Consider the following 25,122-nt stretch of genomic DNA (forward strand, 5'->3'; position numbering starts at 1 on the left):
CCGGTTGCCCGCGCCGCGACGAACGGACCCATTTGGATAGGACAGCTATGCTTGCCGGGGTGACTCTCGTAAACGATCACGCCTACGACACCGACCTGCTGGACGCCTTGGCTGAGCGGGTCATGGTGGGCGACGGTGCCATGGGCACCCAGTTGCAGGCCGCGGAGCTCACGCTCGACGACTTCCGGGGCCTGGAGGGCTGCAACGAGATCCTCAACCAGACCCGCCCCGACGTGATCGAACGGATTCACCGCGCGTATTTCGAGGCGGGCGCCGACGCGGTGGAGACCAACACCTTCGGCTGTAACCTGTCCAACCTCGGCGACTACGACATCGCCGACCAAATCCGCGAGCTTGCGCACAACGGCACCGCGATCGCGCGCCGGGTCGCCGACGAGCTCGCCACGCCCGACCGCAAGCGCTACGTGCTGGGATCGATGGGACCGGGCACCAAGCTGCCCACCCTCGGCCACACCGAGTACGCGCTGATCCGCGATGCTTACACCGAGGCCGCGCTGGGCATGCTCGACGGCGGCGCCGACGCCATCCTCGTCGAAACCTGCCAGGACCTCCTGCAGCTCAAGGCCGCGGTGCTGGGCTCGCGGCGGGCCATGGCCCAATCCGGGCGTTACATCCCGGTGTTCACCCATGTGACGGTGGAAACGACCGGAACGATGCTGCTGGGCAGCGAGATCGGCGCGGCGCTGACCGCCGTCGAGCCGCTCGGCGTCGACATGATCGGGCTGAACTGTGCCACCGGGCCCGCCGAAATGAGCGAGCACCTGCGTCACCTGTCCCGCCACGCCCGCATCCCGGTGTCGGTGATGCCCAACGCCGGCCTGCCGGTGCTGGGACCCAACGGTGCCGAATACCCGCTGCAGCCAGACGAATTGGCCGAGGCGCTAGCCGGTTTCATCGCCGAGTTCGGGCTATCACTGGTCGGCGGCTGCTGCGGCACCACCCCCGAACACATCCGCCGGGTCGCCGAGGCCGTGCGTACCGTCACCCCCGGCGAACGGCACATCACCTACGAGCCGTCGGTGTCGTCGCTGTACACCGCGGTCCCGTTCAAGCAGGAAGCCTCGGTGCTGGTGATCGGGGAGCGCACAAACGCCAACGGCTCCAAGGCTTTCCGCGAGGCGATGATCGCTGAGGACTACCAGAAATGCCTCGACATCGCCAAGGAGCAGACCCGCGACGGCGCGCATCTGCTAGACCTGTGCGTAGACTACGTGGGCCGCGACGGGGTCGCCGATATGACGGCGCTGGCCAGCCGGCTGGCCACCGCGTCGACGTTACCGATCATGCTCGACTCCACCGAAACTGCGGTGTTGCGAGCGGGTTTGGAGCACCTGGGTGGCCGGTGCGCGATCAACTCGGTCAACTACGAAGACGGCGACGGCCCCGAGTCACGGTTTGCCAAGACCATGGAGCTCGTCGCCGAACACGGCGCCGCAGTGGTCGCGCTGACCATCGACGAGGAAGGACAGGCCCGCACCGCCGACAAGAAAGTCGCGATCGCCGAGCGGCTCATCGACGACATCACCCGCAACTGGGGTGTCGACGAGTCGTCGATCCTCATCGACTGCCTGACCTTCACTATCGCCACCGGACAGGAGGAGTCACGCCGCGACGGCATCGAGACCATCGAGGCGATCCGCGAACTGAAGAAACGCCACCCGAATGTGCAAACCACGCTCGGGTTGTCCAACATCTCGTTCGGCCTCAATCCCGCTGCCCGCCAAGTGCTCAACTCCGTTTTCCTGCACGAGTGCCAGGAGGCCGGGCTGGATTCGGCGATCGTGCATGCGTCGAAAATCCTGCCCATCAACCGGATTGCGGAAGACCAGCGCACTGTCGCGCTGGATCTGATCTACGATCGCCGCCGCGAGGGCTATGACCCGCTGCAAGAGCTGATGCGGCTCTTCGAGGGGGTGTCGAGCGCGTCGTCGAAGGAATCCCGCGCCGCGGAGCTGGCCAGGCTGCCGGTGCTGGAGCGGCTGGCCCAGCGCATCGTCGACGGCGAGCGCAACGGCCTGGAAGCCGACCTGGACGAGGCGATGACCCTGAAGCCGCCGCTGGAGATCATCAACGACAATCTGCTTGCTGGCATGAAAACCGTGGGCGAACTGTTCGGTTCCGGGCAGATGCAGCTGCCGTTCGTGCTGCAGTCCGCCGAGGTGATGAAGGCCGCGGTCGCCTACCTGGAGCCGCACATGGAGAAATCCGAAAACGACTCTGGCAAGGGCCGAATCGTGCTGGCCACTGTGAAGGGCGATGTGCATGACATCGGAAAGAACCTCGTCGACATCATCTTGAGCAACAACGGCTACGAGGTGGTCAACCTCGGGATCAAGCAGCCGATCGCCAACATCTTGGAAGTCGCCGAAGACAAAAGCGCCGACGTGGTCGGCATGTCCGGGCTGCTGGTCAAGTCGACCGTAGTGATGAAGGAAAACTTGCAGGAGATGAACACCCGCGGGGTCGCCGGCAAGTTCCCGGTGCTGCTCGGCGGCGCGGCGTTGACCCGCAGCTACGTGGAGAACGACCTCGCCGAGGTCTACGAAGGCGAAGTCCATTACGCGCGAGACGCTTTCGAGGGCCTGAAGCTGATGGACAATATCATGAGCGCCAAGCGCGGCGAGGCGCCAGACACCGCCAGCCCGGAGGCGATCGCCGCCCGCGAAAAAGAGGCCGAGCGCAAGGCCCGTCATGAGCGCTCGAAACGGATTGCGGCACAACGCAAAGCAACTGAGGAGCCGATCGTCATACCGGAGCGCTCCGACGTCGCGGCCGACGTCGAGGTGCCGGCGCCACCGTTTTGGGGCTCTCGCGTCGTCAAAGGTTTGGCGGTAGCCGACTACAGTGCCCTGTTGGATGAGCGCGCGCTGTTTTTAGGCCAGTGGGGACTGCGCGGCGCCCGCGGTGGCAAAGGCCCGTCGTATGAGGAACTGGTGGAGACCGAAGGGCGCCCGCGGCTGCGGTACTGGCTGGACCGGTTGTCCACCGACGGCATCCTGGCTCACGCCGCGGTGGTGTACGGCTATTTCCCGGCGGTCTCCGAGCGCGACGACGTCATCGTGCTCGCCGAGCCGACCGTTGATGCGCCCGAGCGGTTCCGGTTCACCTTCCCGCGCCAGCAGCGCGGCCGTTTCCTGTGTATCGCCGACTTCGTCAGGTCTCGGGCGCTGGCCGCCGAACGCGGTCAAGTTGACGTGCTGGCCTTCCAATTGGTGACGATGGGCGACCCCATCGCCGAGTTCGCCAATCAGTTGTTTGCGTCCAATTCCTACCGCGACTACCTCGAGGTGCACGGCATCGGGGTGCAGCTCACCGAGGCGCTGGCCGAATACTGGCACCGGCGTATCCGCGAGGAGCTGCGCTTCGCCGGCGACCGGGCCATGGCCGCCGAAGACCCGGAGACGAAAGAGGATTACTTCAAGCTCGGCTATCGTGGGGCCCGGTTCTCCTTCGGCTACGGCGCATGCCCCGACTTGGAGGACCGGGTTAAGACCATGGCCCTGTTGCAACCCGAGCGGATCGGAGTGACGTTGTCGGAGGAAATGCAACTGCATCCCGAGCAGTCCACCGATGCCTTCATCTTGCATCACCCTGAGGCCAAGTACTTCAACGTCTGAATTGAGCGCCAGCCGGGCTGTCGTTAGCCTGTCGGCAGCTCACTTAGGGGGCGCGATGTTTGTTTGCACCGGACTGCCGCGCTCGGAAACAGCCGTGTGTCGGAGCATGCTCGCGCGCTGTCGCAATATCCAAACGCCTTACGAACACCTGCCGCGCTTCGCGAGCGGGGAGCTCGGCCGTATGCTAAGCGTCGATGATCACGCTAGAGCGGTCCGCGGATTACTGTCGAATGACAAGACCGTAGTGAACTACCGGGTCGGCGACGTTGGGCGGGAGGGAATCTGATGGGTAATGGCGATGAGTTGAAAGCCGACATTCCAGGCTATGCAGCTGGCGGCGCGGCGAACACGCCACCACCACCGATCACGCCGGTCCCTATTGCCGCGCCGGGTTCGCTCATGGACGCTCTGATCGCCGTCTTGGGTGCGGCCACTAATGCTGATGTCCCGACTGACAACACCGCGGGGCAGGCTGGGTATGCGGAGCGCGAGCAAAAGCTCAACGAGGCGATGACGAAGTTCCCGGCCAATGAGGAGCAATCGGCTGCGCAGCTAGCCGCGGTGGGTGACCCGAACCAGATGCTGCAGATGGCCCAGCAGGTTCCGCAGATGGCGTCGGGCATTGCGCAGGGAATGACCGGTGCGCTCAGTGGTGTGACTCAGCCGCTCAACCAGATTCCGCAGCAGCTGTCGCAAGTCGGTCAGCAGGCCATGCAGATGGGTATGGGTGCCCTGCAGCACGGCGGCGGCGCGGCGGCCGCCGAGTCGGTGCCAGCCGAGCTGCTAGGTGTGGGCGGTGGACTGGGCGGTGCTGGAACCGATTTGGCGGGCGCTGGCGGCGGTGGTGGGGCAGCTGGCCTGGGAGGAACCACCCCGGCCGCGATGCTCGGGCCGCCGCCCGCTCCTTCAGCTAGCACCGTGCCGATGTCCTCGCCGAGCACGCCTGTGGCGCCGACGAGTACACCGGAACCGGCCACCGCGCCGCGCGGCGGGATGGGGGCTATGCCGATGGTCCCTCCTGGCGGTATGCACGGTGCTGGCGGAACAGGTAAGGATGAAAAGCCCGACACCAAGCGGGTCGTTGCGCCGACGGTGAAAAACGGGGGTCCGGTGCAAGGGCGCATTGTCAGCGAAGCGCCGCCCACACTGATCGGGGCGACCAAGCGGGTCGAGGGCAAGCCGGTCGTCAGCAAGCGCATACTGTTGCCCGACGTCACGCCCGACGGCGACGGTGCTGACGACACCCGTTGACGGGCCGGTATGTTTGCAGCCATCCGCGCATTGTGCCGGAGATCGGCGGCAAAGGTAAGGGTGCTCATTGCCAGCGGATCATGTGGCCACGACCTAGTGGTGGCCCATGAGGACATCGCCTCGTGGCGGTGAGCGGCGATGGTGCAACTCAAATACATCAGTGTCGAGCAGCTGATCGTTGAGGCCGGCGGTGACCCCTGGTCAATCAACGACAGCTTGCAACAGGGTCGGCCAGCTCAAATTGCCTCGCTGGCACAGGCGTTTCACAGCGCGGGACAGTCCACCGAAGAAGCCAATACCACCTTCAATCAAGCCAAGCAACGGTTCGAGAAGGCATGGAACCGCGAAAATGACCAGCACCCGATCAACGACTCCGACGAAGTACAGCGCGTCACCCAAACACTGAAACTGCAAGGCACGCAATTGGGGCAGATCGGCACCGATTTGGAGACCATCGCGGCCAGTCTGGCAGAGGCGCAGAAATCTTCTGACTGGTATATCGCGGCCCTCGATCATGACTTGCAAGCCATCGATGCCGAGATCGGGGAAGCGCTCGCTCGCAAACAAGACGCTGAGGGTCTGTGTGACCAAGCCATCGAGGTCACAAGGATTGCATTGGCGCAAGTCAAGCATTTCCGTGACGGGTATTCAGGCACCCTGCAGCAGGCGTTGTCTCGGCTGCGAACCGATGGCGGTGACCCGGTGGAGATCAAAGAATTCGACGCGAAGGATTCACCTGGCCTAGACGCCACGGATCAAATTCCGTCGCCACAGACCAAGCCCGACGACGTCAACAAGTGGTGGAATTCGCTCAGCACTGAAGAAAGAGACCGGTTGCTCGGCGAACACCCGCCGAAGCTCGGCAACTTAAACGGAATCCCAACCGACGTTCGCGATAGAGTCAACCAGGCGGTGATGAACGACGATATCCGCTGCGTCGAGAATGCAGCTGCGCTTAACCACGTGTCGGTTGAGCAGGTGACCCAACACCCTGAGCTGTACGGATTGTCGCCGACCGCAATCACTCGCTACACCAATGCGGTACAGACGCGAGAAGGACTCAAGACCGACTCGGCCGGCGGTAAAAACCCAGTCTTTCTGCAAACCTACGATCCCGAGGCATTCAGCGGACGCGGGCGCGCGGCCATCGCCATCGGCAATCCGGATAAGGCCGCCAACACGACGGTGCTGGTTCCGGGAACCGGCAGCAGTGTCCGCGATGGTTATCTCTCTCATCCTGACGGGCTGAATGTTTACAGAGAAACCAACCGAGCCGATCCGGAAAACCCCACTTCTGTTTTGGTGTGGATGGGATATCACGCGCCCGATAGCCTGACCGATCTGCAGGTGGGGCAAATCACGTTGGCCCGTGAGGGCGGCGCTCTGCTCGCGACCGATGTCAACGGTCTCAGCGCGACTCATGTGGGCGCTTCACACGTCGCTGTGATCGGGCATTCCTACGGCTCTACCACGGTGGCCGACGCCGCTGCCGGCTCAGGCATGCATACCAACGACATCGTGCTCGTCGGGTCTCCGGGAACGGACCTGGCGCATAGCGCCGCCGATTTCCACCTGCCGCAAGGTGGCCATGTCTACGTGGGCGCGGCGTCGTCTGACCCGATAACCGGTCTTGGGGGTTTGCAGGAACACGTTCCAGGAACGGGGCTCACTGTTGGGCTGGGGCTGGACCCGGCCGTAGAAGGTTACGGCTCGACTCGGTTCAAAGCCGAAGTGCCCGGCGCGACTTGGCCGTGGAAAGACCACAGTTCTTACTTCACCCGAGGAAGTGAATCGCTGTTCAGTATCGGCGACATTGCTTCTGGACACGGTGACGCGCTGGCCCGCGACCACATGACCGCACCACATCGCGGCTCGTACTGGCTACCCGATCCGATCGACCCCGAGACTCTCCGGCCAGCAACGAGTGGTCACGAGCATTGAAAAGGAACATTAGCAGCGTAAAAGTGATCCGTGCAGTTGTCTTGCGCTTGGCCGCTGCGTGTGCTGTTGCTAGCTTAGTCGCTACCGCACTTCAATCCTGCGGCGCAATGAGGAATTCCAGCGAAGGAGTATTGGTTCCCATGACGCCAGAACAATCCAAAGCGGAGGTAATCGATGCAGCCCGCGAGATTGTAAGGGTTCTTCGTCTCAACGGCGTGTCCGCCACTTTTCACCGCGAGTCGTGCAATGACCAGGGGCAACCGCCTTTCCGAGGCATAGTCGAACTAAACTACAACCACGCCCCGACGCTTAAGGAGTCACGGGCCGAGATTCAAAAAATGGTACAGGTGCTAAAACAACATGGCTGGAGCGATCAGAGCGACTTCCACTCTCATTCCCCGCATGTCACAAAGCAGGGTGTCACCGCGATCTTCGACCCTTACTCCCCGATTCAAAACTGGGGCGGTTCAGTCGAGATTGATGGGCAGTGCCGGGACATGACCACGAATAGAAACACTCTGCCCGAGCCGGTACTACCTGACCAGCTCACATGATCGGCCAAAATTGGCCGTACGGAAGTCGAGGCGTGACTTGAGGAAGGTGTGCACGGTTTTCTTGTCGTCTGCCATCGCAAATGCTGGCCGATACGGGGTCTCCTGACGTTTCCGTGGGTGGGTTTTCATGCTGCTCGACCAGGTAGTGCGGGGCATAGGCCGCCGCGGGTGAGCATGGCCATGCCGATCAGCGCCTCGGGACTGTGAAACCCGTAGGCGCGCTTGGTCAAGGCCCGCAGGTGGGTGTTGGTGGCTTCTGAGCGAGCATTCGACAGGCCATGATCGAGGGTGTTCAACAGCAGGTGGCGGTACCGGTCGATGGTGGCCGCGACCTTGACGAACTCCGGGATGCGGGAATGCTTGGCCCATGACAGCCACCCGGCCAGCAACTGGCGTCCGTCGGCGCCTTTGACCCGAAACAGTTCCCGGAGTTGCTCTTTGAGCAGGTACGCCCGATACAGTGTCTTGTTGGTGGCCTGGATGGCGGCCAGGCTGGTGCGCTGCTCACCGGAGAGATCGGCGGGATTCTTGCGCACCGCCCACATCGCGTGGCGGTCCCGGGTCCCGGTAGCCGCGGTGGTGCGCACCCGGACCTTGTCGAGAGCTTTCATCGCCCAGACCACAACGTGGAACGGATCCAGACAGATCACGGCCTGTGGGGCGCGTTCGGCGAGGACGGCGTGGATCCATTCGGCCCCATCACAGCTGACATGGGTCAACGCCGCGGCCCGCTCGGCGCCGAGTTGGTCGAAGAACCGGCCCAGGGTGTCTTTGTTGCGGCCCTCGGCAGCCCACACCAGCCGACCCGTCGTGTGATCGATCACGCACGTCACGTAGCGGTGGCCTTTGCGGTAGGCGATCTCGTCGATGCCGATGCGGCACAACCCGGCCAGCAGATCATTGGTGTCGCGGCCATCGGCGACCACCCGGCCCACGATCGCGGGCCAAGCCCAGTGACGTGGTGTAAGAGTTCGTTCGATCGCGTGACCCTTCGGGTGGCAGTCTAGGCGGTCAGGGCTGGGGTGGTGTTGGTTTGCTGTCCGGCGGGCTCGTCGGTGCTGGTCAGTGCTGTGCGGGCGCGGGTGAGCACGTCAAGGCCCAGGTAGCGTCGTCCTTCGATCCATTCGTCGTGTTGTTCGGCCAGCACGGCACCGACGAGGCGGATGATCGAGGCCCGGTCGGGGAAGATGCCCACGACGTCGGTCCTGCGCCTGATTTCTTTGTTGAGCCGTTCCTGGGGATTGTTGCTCCAGATTTGGCGCCAGATCTGTTTGGGAAAAGCGGTGAACGCCAACAGATCCGGGCGGGCTGCGTCGAGGTGTTCGGCCACTTTGGGGAGCTTGTCCGACAATGCGTCGAGGACTCGATCGTATTGGGCAACAACCGATTCGGCGTCGGGCTGGTCGAAGACCGAGTGCAGCAGAGTGCGCACCCACGGCCAGGAGGACTTCGGGGTGGCCGCCATCAGGTTGTTCGCGTAATGGGTGCGGCAGCGCTGCCAGGCCGCTCCGGGCAAGGTGGCCCCGATCGCGGCGACCAGGCCGGGGTGGGCGTCGCTGGTGACCAGCGCGACCCCGGACAGGCCGCGGGCGACCAGGTCGCGGAAGAACGCCAGCCAGCCTGCCCCGTCCTCGGCGGAGCTGACCTGCACACCCAGGATCTCGCGGTAGCCCTCGGCGTTGACGCCGGTGGCAATCAGGGTGTGCACGCCCACGACGCGGCCGTTCTCGCGGACTTTGAGCACCAGGGCATCAGCGGCGACGAACGTGTACGGGCGGCGTCAAGCGGGCGGGTGCGAAACGCCTCAACCTGCTCATCGAGTTCTTTGGCCATGATCGACACCTGCGACTTGGAAAGCCTCGTCACACCCAGTGTTTCAACGAGGCGTTCCATCCGCCGGGTGGACACTCCCAGCAGATAGCAGGTGGCCACCACGCTGGTCAGGGCACGCTCAGCGCGTTTGCGTCGCTCCAATAGCCAGTCCGGGAAATAGCTGCCCTGACGCAGCTTGGGAATGGCCACATCGATGGTGCCGGCGCGGGTGTCGAAATCACGATGCCGGTAGCCGTTGCGGCTGTTGGACCGCTCATCGCTGCGCTGGCGGTAGCCGGCCCCGCAGATGGCGTCGGCTTCCGCGCCCATCAAGGCGTGGATGAACACCGACAGCAGCCCTCGCAGCAAGTCCGGGCTGGCCTCGGCGAGTTGGTCGGCCAACAGCTGCTCGGCGTCGATAAGGTGTGGTGAGGTCATCGCGTTGCTCTCCTTCGGTTGACTTTGCTGATCGTTCGAAGGATCACGCGATGACCGCCCTCTACCGCGCTACGACACGCCCACCGGCCCTACCGGCTCATACACCACGCCCCTGGACGCAACTCGATCGCGGCGATGGTGCGCCAGGCAACCCGCAAAAACACCGCGACCACACTGATGGCGGCGTGCGCGGCCAGCCACGCGCAGGTGTCCTCAAACGCCCAGGTGTGGCGGGCACCGGGCCGCGCCCACGGCACATGGGCCACCACCACGCCATGCTGCGGGCAGGTCACCCGCGGCGCCGCGGCTTGCAGATAGGCCTTCGTCGTGCCGAGATCCAGGGTGCGCCACCGCCTGATCCCGTCCCCGCCGTCATAGCCAGGGCAGCGTTTCCGGCACCGCGAGCACCGGCTGGCCTGGTTGGCCTTGGGCCGCACCGCAAACACCAGCACCTCGCTGCTCACCGGCCGTTTGCCGCGCGAGGTCTCAGTCTCGATCATGACGTCATCAATGACCATGTCCTGGCCACCGAGGACCGTCGCGAATACCCTAGATTTGCGCAACGCCGTACACCCTCCTTCGTCTTGAACCCTGTAACAGTCCAAAACGTAAGCAGGACACGGCGTTGCGCCCCAAAACCCCAGGTCACAGACCCACGACTATGGCAGAAGAGCCCCGATACGGTAGTCCTAAGCCGAGGGATCGGGCATCATGGACAAAGCTACAATCGCTGACCAGCGCTACCATCCACCTATGTCGAGTCTGCCTCCTAACCAGACGGGGCCTGCATTGCCCCCGTGGCCTCCCGCAGCGCTGCCTGGGCGCAGCAGGCGCGCAAGGTGGGGATTAGTCGCGCTTTTTTTGGTAGCCCTCATGGTCGGTGTCGGAATCGGCGCGGGGTTGATTTCGCTTATAGACGCGAGGCCAGCTAACCCGACATACACCAGTCACCAAGTTGCCGACGCCAAATCAAAAGTTTGCGCTGTCTATCAGGAAGTGCATCATGCTGTCGGTGTTAACTCAGCCCGGGACAAGGGCACCGACCCCGTCCAACAACTCGCCGTCACAGCTACCATGCGGCAAGCGTTCCTTGCAGGAAGCCTACGTCTCCTAACCACGCTTTCTGATGAGCCTGCGACGCCGCGCGATCTAGCAGGAGCTGTTCATGATCTCGCTAATGTCTTTCAAGAGGTCACGGTTGGCTATCTGGACGGCAAAACTAATTCTGAGTTAGAACCGACGCTCACAGCTGGAGACGATGCCACGTCGAGAATCGAAAGGCTGTGCAAATGAGCTTTCCACCGGGCGAATGGTCGCCATTGCTTGTGGGTCATGTATGGCCGACCGACCCCGCGATGGCTCTTCTCAGCGATTGGGAGCCTCATTGGCAGAATATTGAAAGCATGTATCAGGACCATGAAAACCAACTCCAGCAGGCACTTATGGGTCCGCTCTCCCAAGAGCTACAGCAGGGGAAAACAGCTGATGACATCCGCGAAGCACATTTTCGCGGTATAGAGCACGACCGACAGGTAGCCGAAAAGAGCGGCGTGAAAAAAACAGCGTGTGGAAGCGCCCATGACAGCATGCTATGCCTTCGCGACAATCTGACAAATTTGGCGGAGGACGGCAACAAAGAAATCAACGATATCAAAAACTCCAAACAGCCTACAGAGGCGAAGGTGGGAGAGATTGCAGCCGTAATAAGCCAGTATCGCGCGCTGGCCAATCTCGCCGCAGCAAAATATGGCGGAAACTTGCTCGACACAGCGCAATCAGTTTTAGACAGGCAGGGATCTGGGCAATCCTCTCGCGAATTCGCTCAAAGTCAAGGTGTCGAAGTAGGTGAATTGTTTCGTCAACCTAGTGACGAAAACACTTTGCAGCAGCAAGTCCGCGCCGTGCTCGGCAACTCTGGCTCAACGCCAGGTATTTCGGAACCCGGGAACAATCCCGGATCGTCGCCTGGCACGATAGCAGGTATTACCAACGCACCATTAGCGCAAGTCCCAGCATCAAGCGGTCCAATACCTGGCGCATCCATGAATGCGCCTGGAGCCGGCGCGGCCCCACCAGCGTCCCCTCCTACGTCGCAATCACAAAGTCCCGTTGCGCCTGGTGCGTCGATGCTTATGCCTGCAGGCGGCGCGGCCCCACCAGTGCCGCCTCCCACCTCGCAACCACGAGTTTCTGGTGCGCCGGGTGCATCGATGAGTGCTCCCACTGGCGGTGCTGCGCCCCCAGCGCCCGTACCGCCTGCCACACAGGCGTCGCCGACACCAGCTATACCAACCGCACCACACCTGCCCACCGCGCCTGCGATGCCGACCGGCGGTCTGCCTGGCGCTCCGTCGCTGCCTAGTTTGGGCGCGCCGTCCTTACCGGGTGGGCTGGCGCCGCCGTTGTCGGGTGTACCGCTCACACCGCCAACGGGCGCAATGCAAGGCTTGCAAGGCTTGACGCCTGCAAACCTCATGCAGAGTTTTAATGCCGGCTTGCAATCGGGAGCGCCGATTGCAGCGGCTGGTGATGCGCTGCCACCGCCAGCCCCGGCCGCCCCGGAACCACAAGTGCCGCCGACTGCACCCACGACCCCGATGGCGGGTGCAGGCGCACCAGTTCCGGCATTTGCGATGCCACCGCCTGTCGAACACCCGCCGGTGCCAGAAGCGCCGTCGCGTCGACGGCCCCGCCGGTAGTTGCCGCACCTGCCGCGTCAGCAGGCCCAACCCCGGTAGCGCCGGCGGGTCCGCTGCCGGCTTATGGTGCCGACCTGCGACCCCAATCCGCAGCGGCCTTAACACCATCCGCAGCGCCCAGCATGCCGTCGCCGTCAGCACCGACTGCGGCGCCGGTGCATCCCACATCCGGGCAAGCCAGCGTCAGTCAGCCCACCATTATGCGGCAATCGCCTCCGCCGACCGCATCGCCACCAGCGTCCGGCGTCGGGACCCAGGCCGGTGCCGCAACCATGGCCGGTGCGCTTGCTGGCGCAGCATCGAAGGAGGTGACGGCGAAGGCGCGCCTCCAGCGCATCGTCGATGCCATGGCGCGCCAAGAGCCACGGTTAGCCTGGGCCGTTGGTGAGCGCTCGGATGGTACTACCTTTCTGGTGACCGACCTGGCCAGCGGTTGGATTCCGCCCGGCATTGACATCCCGGCGGCTGTCACGCTGCTGGAACCCGCGCGTCGCCGCGGTGAGCCGGAAGCCATGTTGGGCGAGGTCAACGTCGTCGCTACATATACTCCCATCCACCAGCTTCCCGAGCCCGACGAGCCAATCCAATTCTCTGTGCGGCCGCGGCGCGCACCCGAAGTCGACGAATTTGGTTGGCAATTGGCCGAGGCTACCCATTGGCGCGACGGGCTGCCGCGGCTCGCCCACACGCTCGCCAAGGCTGGGTGGCGGGGCACCGGGGTGCTAGACCGCGAAATCGATGTGCTGCACGATGAATTGGCCAAAGTTGCCGACGAGGTGCTCACCGCATACCCCCACCACGATCCGCATACTGTCGGCAACTGGCAACTGCTGGCCGCGATCGACTCCCTGATCGCCCGTAACAGGACTGCGGCCAATTACCACCTCGCGTGGTTCATTTCAATGGAGCAGCGGCGATGAGTGATGATCTGGCCAATCTGATGGCCGCCGCGATCGGCGACGCTCGGCCAGCGATCTCGGCGCGCGCAGAAGTCCCAACTGGCGATTCTCCGGCGGAGCAGGCCTTCACGGGGTTCGTCATGATGGTCAATCTGGCTATCGAAAGCGCCGAGTTGGACCTCGAATTGAACTGGAGTTGCCGCCAAAAGATTTATGCCGCCGAGATCTCTCGCCTGGCAGCCGAGGGCGGCATGGCCAACCCCGCGGTGATCGACAAACTCAACGAGTATCTTGAGCGCGCAGCAATTAGCGACTGCTATCTCGCTGATGTGAAGAAGGTCGCCGAAAGCGGCTATGAGCGCGTTCTCGAAATCATGGCTAGCCTCCGCGGGGACCTGTGCCAAGTTGGCTCCGAGCCAATGACTTTGCCTCCCGCCAGTAGCAGCCGAGCTGAGATGCTCTCGCGCATCGCCGGTGCAGTTGACCAGATTAACCGGCAGACCCAGCGCCTCATCGACCTGCACTGCCCAGAAGGTTCCGTCGACGAGTTCCTAGCCGCCCGAAAGCTCGACACCACGGTGCGGCTCTACTAACGCACGGATCAAGCTGTGCGAGCAGTAGAGGTGATCTGCGTTCGGGCGACAGCGCGGTGCGCCCGTCACTAGGCGGGCGGCTAACCTTTCGCCGGCTCAACGACAGAAGGACTGCTGTGGCTGACGATGATCCCTGCGGCGATGCCCCACCGGCATTGCAGCAAGAACCCTCACGGGTCCGGACCGCCGTCCGGTTCGCCTCCGTGGCCGCGCTCGGTGGGCTGATCTTCGGCTACGACGTCTCGGTGACCAACGGGGCGGTGGCCGCGCTGCAAGACCAATTCAGGGTCGGCAATACGCTGTTGGGTTTGGCCGCCGGCGCGGGCCTGCTGGGTGCCGCCGGGGGAGCGATTACCGCCGGGCGCATCGCAGACCGGATGGGTCGGCGGGCGATGATGAAACTGGCGGCGGCGCTGTTTTTGGTCTGCGGGCTGGGCACCGGGCTGGCCGGCGACATCTGGATGTTCGTCGCATGCCACAGCGTGGGCGGGTTCGGTATCGGTGTCGCGTCGGTGGTGTCGCCGGCCTACATCGCCGAAATCTCGCCACCGGGTATCCGCGGCCGGCTCGGCTCACTGCAGCAGCTGGCCATTGTCTGCGGAATCTTCCTTGCCCTGGCCGTCGCGTGGCTGCCGTTTCACATCGCGGGCGGCTCGCGCGCAGAACTATGGCTGGGGCTAGCCGCGTGGCGCTGGACGTTTCTCGCCGAGACCATCCCGGCGCTGCTCTACGGCGCGTTGGCCTTCACGATCCCGGAGTCGCCGCGCTATCTGGTTGCCGCACAACGGGTGTGGGAAGCACGCCAGGTGCTTTCCGAGGTGCTCGACGAGCGACACGTCGACGCCACGGTGCAGCGCATCCGGGAAACGTTGCGACGGGAGCATCCGCCGTCATGGCGTGACTTGCGCAAGCCAACGGGCGGCTTGTACGGCATCGTGTGGGTGGGACTGGGGGTGGCGGCCTTCCAGCAGCTGGTCGGGATCACCGTGATCTTCTACTACGGCAGCGTGCTGTGGCAGGCCGTCGGTTTCGGGGAGAACGCCTCGTTCGGCATCGCTGTCGCCACCGCCTTCGTCAACGTCGTGATCACGCTGATCGCGATGGCGCTGATCGACAAGGTCGGCCGCAAGCCGCTGCTGTTGACCGGATCGGCCGGCATGGCATTGATGTTGGCGACGCTGTCGCTTGTCTTCGCCCACGTTCCGATCATCGGCGGCAAGCCGCATCTCAGCGGAACCTCCGGGGTGGTCGCACTGGTCGCCGCCAACGTGTTCGTGGTCGCGTTCGCTGTCTCGTGGGGGCCCGGGCTTTGGGTGCTGCTCGGCGAAATATTTCCCAACCGCATCCGTGCAGCGGCGGTGGGATTGGCCAGCGCCTGCCAATGGCTGACCAACTTCGCGGTCGCGTTCACCTTTCCGGGTCTGCGTCACGCCCTCGGATTCGCCTACGGCTTTTATGCACTGTGCGCAACGCTGTCATTGGTGTTCGTGTGGCGATACGTGCGGGAGACCAAGGGCGTATCCCTGGAAGACATGCACGCCGAGCTGCTGCGCGAGTGAACCTGCAAGCCGCGTCGGCGCCGGGCGTCAAAACCGCCGTGACTTTGCTGGCTGGGACGTGAAACAATCGCTGGCCGTGAAGACCTTCGAGGACTTGTTCGCCGAACTGGGCGAGCGCGCCCGCACCCGGCCCGCCGGCAGCGCCACCGTGGCCGCGTTGGACGGCGGGATTCATGAGCTTGGCAAGAAGCTCCTCGAGGAAGCCGGTGAAGTGTGGCTGGCTGCCGAACACGAGCCCGACGACGCCCTGGCCGAGGAGATCAGTCAGTTGCTGTATTGGACGCAGGTGCTGATGATTTCGCGTGGGCTCACGCTCGATGACGTGTATCGGAAGCTGTGATGCTGCGCGTCGCGGTTCCCAACAAAGGTGCGCTGAGCGAACCGGCCATCGAGATCTTGTCGGAAGCCGGCTACCGCCGTCGCACCGACCCGAAGGACCTGACCGTTCTCGATCCGGTCAACAACGTCGAGTTCTTTTTCCTGCGGCCCAAAGACATTGCTGTTTACGTCGGATCCGGCGACTTGGATTTCGGAATCACCGGCCGTGACCTGGTGCGTGAGTCCGACGCGCCGGTGCGCGAACGGTTGGCGCTTGGTTTCGGGTCCTCCAGCTTCCGCTACGCCGCACCCGCTGGACGTGAGTGGACCACCGCCGATCTGGCTGGCATCCGGATCGCCACCGCTTACCCCAACCTGGTGCAAAAAGACTTGGCCGCCAAAGGAATTGAGGCAACAGTGATCCGGCTAGACGGTGCCGTGGAGATTTCGGTGCAGCTGGGAGTGGCCGACGCCATCGCCGACGTGGTGGGCTCCGGCCGCACGTTGGGCCTGCATGATCTGGTGGCCTTTGGTGAACCGCTGTGTGATTCGGAAGCGGTGCTCATCGAACGAACCGACCACGACCGGCACGACCCCGCCAAGGTTGCCGCCCGCGAGCAGATGGTGGCCCGCATCCAGGGTGTGGTGTTCGGCCAGAAGTATTTGATGCTGGACTATGACTGCCCGCGCGCGGCGCTCGACCAAGCCACCTCGATCACACCGGGATTGGAGTCACCGACCATCGCGCCGCTGGCCGACCCGGACTGGGTGGCGGTGCGCGCCTTGGTTCCCCGCAGCGACGTCAACGCGATCATGGACGAGCTTGCCGCGATCGGGGCCAAGGCGATCCTGGCTTCCGACATCCGTTTCTGCCGATTCTGATCACGCCGGGGTTCCGGCGCGGCGGGTGTGTTAGCGTCCGGCTGAGCCGATTATCCGGCTCCGGGGCAGGAGGATCGCCGTGACGCACTTTCTGGTGCTGCTGCTTGCGGTATTGATCGGTGTGGTCGCCGGGTTACGCGCCTTGACAGCTCCGGCTGTTGTTGCCTGGGCGGCCGTGCTCGACTGGATCAACTTGGCGGGGACATGGGTATCGTGGATCGCCCACCCGGTGACGGTCATCATCTTCACCGTGCTTGCGGTCGGCGAACTCGTCACCGACAAACTGCCAATGACGCCGAGTCGCACCGCCGTTGCCTCGTTCATCGCGCGAATCCTGTTGGGGGCCTTCGCCGGCGCGGTTATCGGCACCGCGTGGGGCTACACCTGGGGTGGGCTCGGCGCGGGCATCGTGGGTGCGGTACTGGGCACCCTGGGCGGTTACACGGCACGGACACGACTGGTCGGCGCCACCGGCGGCCACGACCTGCCGGTCGCGCTGGTCGAAGATGCGGTCGCAGTCCTCGGCGGGTTCGCGGTCGCGGCGATGACAGGCATTCTCTAGCAGAGCAATTCAGTCATGTCCCCACGTGAGTTCGCTGGGCCCGCCGGCTCGATCGCCGCGACGGCTGGCCAGCCCGGGTAGGGCGGCGGTGTCCCACCGAACTCTGGGCAGTGCTGCTGATGCGGGCACCACTCACACAGCCGCGACGGCCTGGACCGGAAATCCCCAGTCGCACCAGCGGATTGGATAGCTCGCCAGATCGCCATCAACGTCTTCTCGAAGCGCAGCAGCTCCTCGCGTTCGGGGGAGTAGTCGAGCAGCTCACCGTCTGCCAAGTAGATGAGCCGCAGCCGGGTCGGCAGTACACCCCGCGAGCGCAGCAGCGCCACCGCATAGAACTTCATCTGGAACAAGGCCTTGAACTCGGCAAGCGCGCGTGCCGCCGGCGGTGCCTTGCCGGTCTTGTAGTCGACCACCCGCAGCTCGCCGGTGGGCGCGACGTCGATGCGGTCGATATAGCCGCGCAGCAGCGTGCCATCGGCCAGCTCGACCTCGACGCGCAGTTCGCAGCTTTGCGGGTCGAACCGGGTCGGATCCTCTAACCGGTAGTAGCCGGACAACAACGCGCGGGCCTCGTCGAGCATCTCGGCCTGCTCGGCGGGGCCCAGCGCGGTCGCCAAAGCGGGTTGCCCGGCGACCAGCTGCTCCCACGCCGGTGCCACCAGCGCCATGGCGGCGTCGTGGCCGCGCCGCGCCGGCGGCAAGCCGTACAGCTGTTCGAGCGCGGCGTGGACCACCGATCCGCGCAGCTGCGCCGTCGACGGCGGCTCAGGCAACCGGTCGATCGCCCGGAACCGATACAGCAACGGGCACTGCTTGAAATCCGCTGCCCGCGACGGTGACAGCGCTGGGCGGGTTCGAGTACCCGGCTCGTCGCGCACCACAGCCTCGCCGCACATAGCAGCAGCCTAGAAGCGAGGTGCGACAAACCCGCGCACCGATTTCGGCGCGTCTGCTGGCAGGCTAGACAACTGTGTCCGCCACCGGCCCATTCGCTGTGGGAGATCGTGTCCAGCTCACCGACACCAAGGGTCGGCACTACACGATGCTGCTCAGTGCCGGCGCCGAGTTCCACACCCACCGAGGCGCCATCGCGCACGATGCGGTGATCGGTATGCCAGAGGGCAGCGTGGTGAAATCCAGCAGCGGCGACGAATTCCTCGCCCTGCGCCCGCTGCTGGTCGACTATGTGATGTCGATGCCCCGCGGCGCCCAAGTGGTGTACCCCAAAGACGCCGCGCAGATCGTGCATGAAGGCGACATTTTTCCCGGGGCCCGGGTGCTGGAAGCCGGCGCCGGCTCCGGCGCGCTGACCTGCTCGCTGCTGCGGGCGGTCGGGCCGCATGGACAGCTGACCTCCTACGAGGTGCGCGCCGACCACGCCGAGCACGCCCGGCGCAACGTGGAGGCGTTCTTCGGGCGTCGCCCGGACAACTGGCAGCTGGTCGTCGGCGACGTCGCCGACTGTGACCTGGCCGCCGGCTCCGTCGACCGGGCGGTGCTCGACATGCTGGCGCCGTGGGAGGTGCTGGACGCCGTGTCGCGGGTGGTGGTCGCCGGCGGTGTGCTGATGGTCTACCTCGCCACCGTCACCCAGCTGTCCAAGACGGTGGAGGCATTACGGCAGCTGCGGTGCTGGACCGAGCCGCGCGCGTGGGAGACGCTGCAACGGGGCTGGAATGTTGTCGGGCTGGCGGTGCGTCCGGAGCACACCATGCGCGGCCATACCGCGTTTCTGGTGTCGGCGCGCCGCCTCGCCCCCGGCACGATCGCGCCGACGGTGTTGCGCCGCAAGCGCACACTGTAGGCCGGCTGCAGGGTTCGCCGGCAGCTCAGTCGTCGTCGCTGCGATGCAGGCCGCGGCGCACCGACAACAGCTCGAACTCCGGGTGCGCGGCCACCAGGCGTTCGGCGGCGTCGAGCACCTCGACGGCGTGGCCGCGGTCGGCGGATACCATGGCCACCCCGATGCCGGCTCGCCGGTAAAGGTCATGTGAACCGGTCTCGGCGGCGGACACGCTGAACTTGCGCTGCAGCTCGGCCACCAGCGGGCGGACCACCGACCGCTTCTGCTTGAGTGAGCGCACGTCGCCGAGCAGCACGTCGAATTCGAGCCAGCCGATCCACATGGCCGCGATCATGGGGTCGGCGTGGGTGACGTGCCGGGCGGCGAGTTGCCCAAGCCCAGCAGCATGTCAGCTGTTTGCTGGGACAACTGCCAGCCGCCTTGGTACGGCTTGAACTCCATCGGGAACGAAAACCCGGCAGCATCCCGCTTCGGTGAGCTGACGTTGACGGTGGCCACCACATCGGCGGGATGCTTGTCCGACCAGGCGATGTCGGTGGCGTTGAACGTCACCGGCGCATACCCGCCGTCAATCAACGCGGTGGGGAATTTGTCCAAGGCGGCGACGTTGTCCGGTGTTGCGCTTTCAACCAGGCTCAGCTTCTGATTGCCGGGCACCGCCGGGTCAGCCAGCCGGTAGAGCACGTCGGTGAGGGCCTCCGGCGGGGGCAGCGGCGCCACCTGCACAGGCATCGGTGTGGGGGCCAAAGGCTGCGACGACGGCACGGCCTGTGACGGCGGGGCAGAGCCGCGTTCGCCATGTGCGCACCCGGATAGCCCGAGCGCCGCCACAACGGTGGCGGCGCTCAACGCCGTGGACAGCTGGCTGCGCATCCCGTCCAGGAGCGGTCAGCCGGCCGCCTGCACGGCCTGTAACAGCGACATCGCTGAACCGCGGGAGAGCTTCCAGCCGCCCTGGTTGACGAACGTGATGTTTTGTGTCGTGGGCGCAAGGTTTGGACCCGAGGCCGTGATGTCCGCCGACGCCGCGCCAGGACCGGCCGGCGTGATGTTCGCCACATTGAACGTCAGCGGCAGCGAGCCGTTGCGCGCGGCTTTTTGCAGCTGCCGGTCGGCGATGCGGCCCTCGACCCCGCCGACTCCGCCTTCAACCAGGTAGCTCTTGCTGGCAAACGGGACGTTGGGATTCTGCAGCCCGTTGAGAACGTTGATCAGCTGGTCGGGAGTTGGCACGTCCGCCGCCGGATCCAGCGGCAGCGGTGCGCCAAACACCACCGGCTGCACATGGGCAGCGGACACGGCTTCGGATGCAAGCGACGTCACACCGGCGGCGGCCGCGCCGACTGCAGCGACGGCCGCCAAGCCTGTGGCTAGGGATTTCACGGTCTCGGATGTCCTTTCGATCGGCCCGATTCAGTGCGAAGGTTACCAATGGCGGTTAAGTGTTGAATTTTGATCCCCGCACGAATGCCAAATCGCCGGTAGCGTTGAAGTATCCGCCGCGCCAACATCCGGCGCGCGAAAGGAGCTCAACATGGGTGACTCAGAGCGTGAAACGTTCGGACCCCCGATGTCCAGCGACGACGCCGCAGAATTAGAAGAGCTGCGGCGCGAGGCCGCCCTGCTCCGCGAGCAACTCGAAAACGCCGTCGGACAGCAGGGGTCAGTCCGTGGTGCCCGCGACGTGCATCAGCTGGAGGCGCGGATCGACTCCCTCGCCGCGCGCAACTCCAAACTGATGGAAACCTTGAAGGAGGCGCGCCAGCAGCTGCTGGCACTGCGCGAGGAAGTGGACCGGCTCGGGCAGCCGCCCAGCGGTTACGGCGTGCTGCTGTCGACACACGACGACAACACCGTCGACGTGTTCACCTCGGGCCGCAAAATGCGCCTGACGTGCTCACCGAATATTGACGTCAAGTCACTTAAGAAAGGGCAAACTGTCCGGCTAAATGAAGCCCTGACCGTGGTCGAGGCCGGCAATTTCGAATCGGTCGGCGAAATTTCCACGTTGCGTGAAATTCTCGCCGACGGGCACCGCGCGCTGGTCGTCGGTCACGCCGACGAGGAACGCATCGTCTGGCTCGCCGAGCCGCTGGTGGCCGAGAACCTGCCCGACGGCGTCCCCGACGCTCTCAACGACGACACCCGGCCGCGCAAGCTGCGTCCCGGGGACTCGTTGCTGGTGGACACCAAGGCCGGCTACGCCTTCGAGCGCATCCCCAAGGCGGAAGTCGAAGACCTGGTGCTCGAAGAGGTGCCCGATGTCAGCTACGACGACATCGGCGGGCTCTCCCGGCAGATCGAGCAGATCCGCGACGCGGTCGAGCTGCCGTTCCTGCACAAGGAGCTGTACAAGGAATACGCGCTGCGCCCACCCAAGGGCGTGTTGCTCTACGGCCCGCCCGGCTGCGGCAAGACGCTGATCGCCAAGGCCGTGGCCAACTCGCTGGCCAAAAAGATGGCCGAGGTGCGCGGCGACGACGCCAAGGAGGCCAAGTCGTATTTCCTCAACATCAAGGGCCCGGAGCTGCTGAACAAGTTCGTCGGCGAGACCGAGCGTCACATCCGGCTGATCTTCCAGCGCGCTCGCGAGAAGGCGTCGGAAGGCACCCCGGTGATCGTGTTCTTCGACGAGATGGATTCCATCTTCCGCACCCGCGGCACCGGGGTCTCCTCCGATGTGGAGACGACGGTGGTGCCGCAGCTGCTGAGCGAGATCGACGGCGTGGAGGGGCTGGAGAACGTCATCGTGATCGGCGCCTCCAACCGCGAGGACATGATCGACCCGGCGATCCTGCGGCCGGGCCGGCTCGACGTGAAGATCAAGATCGAGCGTCCGGACGCCGAGGCGGCGCAGGACATCTTCTCTAAGTACCTCACCGAGGACCTGCCGGTGCACGCCGACGACCTCGCCGAGTTCGGCGGCGATCGCGCAGCCTGCATCAAGGGGATGATCGAAAAGGTTGTGGACCGGATGTACGCCGAGATCGACGAAAACCGGTTCCTGGAGGTCACTTACGCCAACGGTGACAAAGAAGTCATGTACTTCAAGGACTTCAACTCCGGGGCGATGATCCAAAACGTCGTCGACCGGGCGAAGAAGAACGCGATCAAGTCGGTGTTGGAGACCGGCCAGCCCGGATTGCGCATCCAGCACCTGCTCGATTCGATCGCCGACGAGTTCGCTGAGAACGAGGACCTGCCCAACACGACCAACCCCGATGACTGGGCGCGGATCTCGGGCAAGAAGGGCGAGCGGATCGTCTACATCCGCACCCTGGTCACCGGCAAGAGCTCGAGCGCGTCGCGGGCCATCGACACCGAATCCAACCTGGGCCAGTACCTGTAGCACTCCGGCGCCCACACTGAAACCGCCCGCCATGGTTTCGGTGCGGTTTTGCCCGCAGATCAGTCGGTCAGCAGCGAGTAGCTGTTTTTCAGGTCGTCCTGCAGCACCTGGGCCGCGCGGGTGGTGGTGTCAATATGCAGTGGGCTGTCCAGCACTCGTGACTGGTAGGTCCATCCGTCCGGTAGGGCAAGCCGTGCGCCAAGGTGGGGCAGGTCAGCGAGCGAGAGGCCGGGATCGACGATCTGGCTGCAGGTCTGCATCACCCAGCGCCGGTAGGCGGGGTCGTGCAGTTCGTAGACCTCTTGCCCGGCATCGAAGATGAAGACGGTGTGGCGGTTGACCTGATTGGCGGCGTAGGGCACTGGGTTGATCGCGGTCAGCAAGACCGTGGCCTGCAGCAGCATGTCGATGCCGCCGAAATTTTTGATTATTCGCGGACCTTGTGGCGTCTTCTCGATGGTGTTCATCAGCCAACGGCGCGGTCCGTTGAGCAAAGCGGTGGCAGCACCGTTTTCGGTCGCGATGGCCTGCGGATCGAGCGCCGACCACAACTCGGCGGGACAGTCGTTGAGCGGGAAGCTGTTGTACACGGTGGCCTGCGGACCCGCCTCGCCAGGGGTCACCAGGAGCACCTCGCCGTAGCGCTTTCCGAAAACGTCGGTCAGGCGCTCGCGTACCATCTCGCCGGACATCTCGGTGAAGGTAATCGGTGAGCTGGGTCGGGTCAAACGCAGCCGCCGCCCCGGGTCGGGGCGCGTCGCTAGGCGGCGGTTCCGGTATCAAAACGCCCGTCAAGGACCGCCACAACCTCGCGCGCTGCCCGCTGACTGGATTCGACTGCCCATCGATGGATCCGGTTGAACGCCTTGCAGTTTCGCTGCCCGTCCAGTGCACTGGGCCGACGGGCGCCCGTGGTGTCCGGCCGAATCGGGTCAGGGTCGACGGCGCGGTGAACGCGGCGTAGCACCCGGCGGTGTTGACGGCGTCTCTGAGCGCCGGCAGTTTGCGGCCCAGGCGCTGCAGACGCCACAACACTTGACCAATATCGGCCCTCCTCGCCCCGCTCCGCGGGCCGCATCGTCGCCACGCTGGGGCTCGATCGCGCGGCTCCTCCTCGCCCCGCTCCGCGGGCCGCATCGTCGCCACGCTGGGGCTCGATCGCGCGGCTCCTCCTCGCCCCGCTCCGCGGGCCGCATCGTCGCCACGCTGGGGCTCGATCGCGCGGCTCCTCCTCGCCCCGCTCCGCGGGCCGCATCGTCGCCACGCCTAGGCTTGAACCATGCAACGGATAATCGGGACAGAGGTCGAGTACGGCATTTCCTCGCCGTCGGACCCGACCGCGAACCCGATTCTGACCTCGACGCAGGCGGTGCTGGCCTACGCCGCCGCGGCGGGCCTGCAGCGGGCTAAACGCACCCGCTGGGACTACGAGGTGGAATCCCCGCTGCGCGACGCCCGCGGATTCGACCTGAGTCGCTCGGCCGGTCCACCGCCGGTGGTCGACGCCGACGAGGTCGGCGCCGCCAACATGATCCTGACCAACGGGGCGCGGCTCTATGTGGACCACGCCCACCCCGAGTACTCGGCACCTGAATGCACCGACCCGCTCGACGCGGTGATCTGGGACAAGGCCGGCGAGCGGGTGATGGAGGCCGCCGCGCGCCACGTCGCGAGCGTGCCCGGGGCGGTGAAGCTGCAGCTGTACAAGAACAACGTCGACGGCAAGGGTGCCTCCTACGGGTCGCACGAGAACTACTTGATGAGCCGCCAGACCCCGTTCTCGGCCGTCATCGTGGGCCTGACCCCGTTCTTGGTGTCCCGCCAGGTGATCACCGGCCAAGGCCGGGTGGGCATCGGCCCGGCCGGCGACGAACCCGGGTTTCAGCTGTCCCAGCGGGCCGACTACATCGAGGTCGAGGTCGGCTTGGAGACCACGCTCAAGCGCGGCATCATCAACACCCGCGACGAGCCGCACGCCGACGCCGACCGGTACCGCCGGCTGCACGTCATCATCGGCGACGCCAATCTCGCAGAGACGTCGACGTATCTCAAGCTGGGTAGCACAGCGCTGGTGCTCGACCTGATCGAAGAGGGCATCGACCTAAGCGACCTGGCGTTGGCGCGACCCGTACACGCCGTACACGCCATCAGCCGCGACCCCTCGTTGCGTGCCACGGTCGCGCTGGCCGACGGCCGGGAACTGACAGGGCTTGCCCTGCAACGGGTCTACCTGGACCGGGTGGCCAAGCTCGTCGACTCCCGCGACCCGGATCCGCGCGCCAACGACATCGTGGAAACGTGGGCCCACGTCCTCGACCTGCTCGAGCGCGATCCGATGGAGTGTGCCGAGCTGCTGGACTGGCCTGCCAAGCTGCGAATCCTCGAAGGGTTCCGCCAGCGGGAGAACCTCAGCTGGTCGGCGCCACGGCTGCATCTGGTGGACCTGCAGTACTCCGACGTCCGGCTGGACAAGGGCCTGTACAACCGGCTGGTCGCCCGGGGGTCGATGCGGCGCCTGGTCACCGAACAGCAAGTGCTCAACGCCGTCGACAACCCGCCCACCGACACCCGGGCTTATTTCCGCGGCGAGTGCCTGCGGCGGTTCGGTGCGGATATCGCCGCCGCCAGCTGGGACTCGGTGATATTCGACTTGGGTGGTGATTCTCTGGTTCGGATTCCGACGCTAGAACCGCTCCGCGGCAGCAAGGCCCACGTCGGGGCGTTGCTGGATTCGGTCGACAGTGCCGTCGAACTCGTGGAACAACTGACGACGTGAGCTTCGTTACCCGAGGAAAGGTCGGTGTGGACCGGTAGGGTAGA

At 64.9% G+C, this 25,122-nt stretch carries 20 protein-coding genes and 2 pseudogenes; 14 read left to right on the forward strand and 8 right to left on the reverse strand.

Annotated elements, in window-relative coordinates; genetic code table 11:
• Window positions 1-47: 47 nt before the first annotated feature.
• From metH to MYXE_RS11065, 4 genes are all read left to right on the forward strand, one after another.
• Window positions 48-3,638 (forward strand): methionine synthase, encoded by a 3,591-nt coding sequence (gene metH / locus MYXE_RS11050; protein WP_085194040.1) that lies wholly within the window; start codon window positions 48-50, stop codon window positions 3,636-3,638.
• Window positions 3,639-3,923: 285 nt separating this feature from the next.
• Entirely contained in the window at window positions 3,924-4,889 is a 966-nt protein-coding gene (locus MYXE_RS11055) for a hypothetical protein (protein ID WP_232061794.1), read from the forward strand.
• A 141-nt stretch (window positions 4,890-5,030) separates the two neighbouring features.
• Window positions 5,031-6,830 carry a putative alpha/beta hydrolase gene (locus MYXE_RS11060; protein ID WP_085194047.1) on the forward strand — a complete coding sequence of 600 codons (1,800 nt, stop codon included), beginning with the start codon at window positions 5,031-5,033 and terminating at the stop codon, window positions 6,828-6,830.
• Between the two features lie 140 nt (window positions 6,831-6,970).
• Window positions 6,971-7,384: a hypothetical protein gene (locus MYXE_RS11065; RefSeq protein ID WP_085194043.1), complete on the forward strand. Its 414-nt coding sequence runs from the start codon at window positions 6,971-6,973 to the stop codon at window positions 7,382-7,384.
• A gap of 125 nt (window positions 7,385-7,509) precedes the next feature.
• On the opposite strand, the pseudogene MYXE_RS11070 reads toward MYXE_RS11065, so the two are convergent.
• The 3 genes and pseudogenes from MYXE_RS11070 to MYXE_RS11080 all read right to left on the reverse strand — a co-directional run.
• A pseudogene (locus MYXE_RS11070) lies at window positions 7,510-8,325 on the reverse strand (ISL3 family transposase); the annotation flags it as partial.
• A gap of 62 nt (window positions 8,326-8,387) precedes the next feature.
• Window positions 8,388-9,634, reverse strand: a pseudogene (locus tag MYXE_RS11075) (IS256 family transposase).
• 89 nt (window positions 9,635-9,723) lie between these two features.
• Entirely contained in the window at window positions 9,724-10,197 is a 474-nt protein-coding gene (locus MYXE_RS11080; RefSeq protein WP_197904896.1) for a helix-turn-helix domain-containing protein, read from the reverse strand.
• Window positions 10,198-10,507: 310 nt separating this feature from the next.
• On the opposite strand from MYXE_RS11080, the gene MYXE_RS11085 reads away from it, so the two are divergent.
• The 7 genes from MYXE_RS11085 (at window position 10,508) to MYXE_RS11115 (ending at window position 17,146) form a co-directional block, all read left to right on the forward strand.
• On the forward strand, window positions 10,508-10,927 hold the full coding sequence (locus tag MYXE_RS11085; RefSeq protein WP_139821179.1) for a hypothetical protein: 420 nt from the start codon (window positions 10,508-10,510) through the stop codon (window positions 10,925-10,927).
• 1,714 nt (window positions 10,928-12,641) lie between these two features.
• Window positions 12,642-13,253: a DUF5632 domain-containing protein gene (locus MYXE_RS11090; RefSeq protein WP_139821180.1), complete on the forward strand. Its 612-nt coding sequence runs from the start codon at window positions 12,642-12,644 to the stop codon at window positions 13,251-13,253.
• Window positions 13,254-13,273: 20 nt separating this feature from the next.
• Window positions 13,274-13,825: a hypothetical protein gene (locus MYXE_RS11095; protein ID WP_139821181.1), complete on the forward strand. Its 552-nt coding sequence runs from the start codon at window positions 13,274-13,276 to the stop codon at window positions 13,823-13,825.
• A gap of 116 nt (window positions 13,826-13,941) precedes the next feature.
• Entirely contained in the window at window positions 13,942-15,384 is a 1,443-nt protein-coding gene (locus MYXE_RS11100) for a sugar porter family MFS transporter (protein ID WP_085196840.1), read from the forward strand.
• A 58-nt stretch (window positions 15,385-15,442) separates the two neighbouring features.
• Window positions 15,443-15,724 (forward strand): phosphoribosyl-ATP diphosphatase, encoded by a 282-nt coding sequence (locus MYXE_RS11105; RefSeq protein WP_039889450.1) that lies wholly within the window; start codon window positions 15,443-15,445, stop codon window positions 15,722-15,724.
• Window positions 15,724-16,584, forward strand: coding sequence for an ATP phosphoribosyltransferase (gene hisG / locus MYXE_RS11110; RefSeq protein ID WP_085196842.1), 861 nt, complete (start codon window positions 15,724-15,726; stop codon window positions 16,582-16,584). The genes MYXE_RS11105 and hisG overlap by 1 nt, the downstream gene beginning before the upstream one ends.
• A gap of 79 nt (window positions 16,585-16,663) precedes the next feature.
• Window positions 16,664-17,146: a DUF4126 family protein gene (locus MYXE_RS11115; protein ID WP_085196844.1), complete on the forward strand. Its 483-nt coding sequence runs from the start codon at window positions 16,664-16,666 to the stop codon at window positions 17,144-17,146.
• Here the strand turns inward: MYXE_RS11115 and MYXE_RS11120 are convergent.
• Window positions 17,143-18,045, reverse strand: a complete 903-nt coding sequence (locus tag MYXE_RS11120) for a RecB family exonuclease (protein ID WP_112649958.1) — start codon at window positions 18,043-18,045, stop codon at window positions 17,143-17,145. The two genes, MYXE_RS11115 and MYXE_RS11120, sit on opposite strands and share 4 nt — an antisense overlap.
• Before the next feature lie 74 nt (window positions 18,046-18,119).
• On the opposite strand from MYXE_RS11120, the gene trmI reads away from it, so the two are divergent.
• Window positions 18,120-18,953: a tRNA (adenine(58)-N(1))-methyltransferase TrmI gene (trmI, locus tag MYXE_RS11125; RefSeq protein ID WP_003918988.1), complete on the forward strand. Its 834-nt coding sequence runs from the start codon at window positions 18,120-18,122 to the stop codon at window positions 18,951-18,953.
• 25 nt (window positions 18,954-18,978) lie between these two features.
• Here trmI and MYXE_RS11130 read toward each other — a convergent pair whose 3' ends face one another.
• Genes MYXE_RS11130 through MYXE_RS11140 form a run of 3 tightly spaced genes read right to left on the reverse strand, consistent with a single transcriptional unit; the run spans window position 18,979 to window position 20,336 of the window.
• Window positions 18,979-19,275: a DUF503 domain-containing protein gene (locus MYXE_RS11130; RefSeq protein ID WP_003918987.1), complete on the reverse strand. Its 297-nt coding sequence runs from the start codon at window positions 19,273-19,275 to the stop codon at window positions 18,979-18,981.
• Window positions 19,276-19,283: 8 nt separating this feature from the next.
• Window positions 19,284-19,826 carry a lipoprotein LppK gene (gene lppK, locus MYXE_RS11135; RefSeq protein ID WP_003918986.1) on the reverse strand — a complete coding sequence of 181 codons (543 nt, stop codon included), beginning with the start codon at window positions 19,824-19,826 and terminating at the stop codon, window positions 19,284-19,286.
• Between the two features lie 15 nt (window positions 19,827-19,841).
• Window positions 19,842-20,336, reverse strand: a complete 495-nt coding sequence (locus tag MYXE_RS11140; RefSeq protein ID WP_085196846.1) for an MTB12 family secreted protein — start codon at window positions 20,334-20,336, stop codon at window positions 19,842-19,844.
• 151 nt (window positions 20,337-20,487) lie between these two features.
• On the opposite strand from MYXE_RS11140, the gene arc reads away from it, so the two are divergent.
• Window positions 20,488-22,302: a proteasome ATPase gene (arc, locus tag MYXE_RS11145; RefSeq protein WP_039889448.1), complete on the forward strand. Its 1,815-nt coding sequence runs from the start codon at window positions 20,488-20,490 to the stop codon at window positions 22,300-22,302.
• A 59-nt stretch (window positions 22,303-22,361) separates the two neighbouring features.
• On the opposite strand, the gene MYXE_RS11150 is transcribed toward arc, so the two are convergent.
• Complete coding sequence (locus tag MYXE_RS11150) at window positions 22,362-22,994, reverse strand: hypothetical protein (protein WP_003918983.1); 633 nt, start codon at window positions 22,992-22,994, stop codon at window positions 22,362-22,364.
• Window positions 22,995-23,581: 587 nt separating this feature from the next.
• On the opposite strand from MYXE_RS11150, the gene dop reads away from it, so the two are divergent.
• The gene (dop, locus tag MYXE_RS11155) at window positions 23,582-25,078 is read left to right on the forward strand and encodes a pup deamidase/depupylase (protein WP_003918982.1); all 1,497 of its coding nucleotides are present in this window, start codon (window positions 23,582-23,584) and stop codon (window positions 25,076-25,078) included.
• Window positions 25,079-25,122: the final 44 nt, after the last annotated feature.

It is taken from the genome of Mycobacterium xenopi, from assembly GCF_009936235.1.
GTDB lineage: Bacteria > Actinomycetota > Actinomycetes > Mycobacteriales > Mycobacteriaceae > Mycobacterium > Mycobacterium xenopi.

Bases quoted from the DNA above. Each gene is read 5' to 3' on its own strand.
- metH (WP_085194040.1), top strand. From the start codon at position 48: ATGCTTGCCGGGGTGACTCTCGTAAACGATCACGCCTACGACACCGAC.
- MYXE_RS11055 (WP_232061794.1), top strand. From the start codon at position 3,924: ATGGGTAATGGCGATGAGTTGAAAGCCGACATTCCAGGCTATGCAGCT.
- MYXE_RS11065 (WP_085194043.1), top strand. From the start codon at position 6,971: ATGACGCCAGAACAATCCAAAGCGGAGGTAATCGATGCAGCCCGCGAG.
- MYXE_RS11085 (WP_139821179.1), top strand. From the start codon at position 10,508: ATGGTCGGTGTCGGAATCGGCGCGGGGTTGATTTCGCTTATAGACGCG.
- MYXE_RS11095 (WP_139821181.1), top strand. From the start codon at position 13,274: ATGGCCGCCGCGATCGGCGACGCTCGGCCAGCGATCTCGGCGCGCGCA.
- hisG (WP_085196842.1), top strand. From the start codon at position 15,724: ATGCTGCGCGTCGCGGTTCCCAACAAAGGTGCGCTGAGCGAACCGGCC.
- MYXE_RS11120 (WP_112649958.1), bottom strand. From the start codon at position 18,045: ATGTGCGGCGAGGCTGTGGTGCGCGACGAGCCGGGTACTCGAACCCGC.
- MYXE_RS11130 (WP_003918987.1), bottom strand. From the start codon at position 19,275: ATGTGGATCGGCTGGCTCGAATTCGACGTGCTGCTCGGCGACGTGCGC.
- lppK (WP_003918986.1), bottom strand. From the start codon at position 19,826: ATGCGCAGCCAGCTGTCCACGGCGTTGAGCGCCGCCACCGTTGTGGCG.
- arc (WP_039889448.1), top strand. From the start codon at position 20,488: ATGGGTGACTCAGAGCGTGAAACGTTCGGACCCCCGATGTCCAGCGAC.
- MYXE_RS11150 (WP_003918983.1), bottom strand. From the start codon at position 22,994: ATGTCCGGCGAGATGGTACGCGAGCGCCTGACCGACGTTTTCGGAAAG.
- dop (WP_003918982.1), top strand. From the start codon at position 23,582: ATGCAACGGATAATCGGGACAGAGGTCGAGTACGGCATTTCCTCGCCG.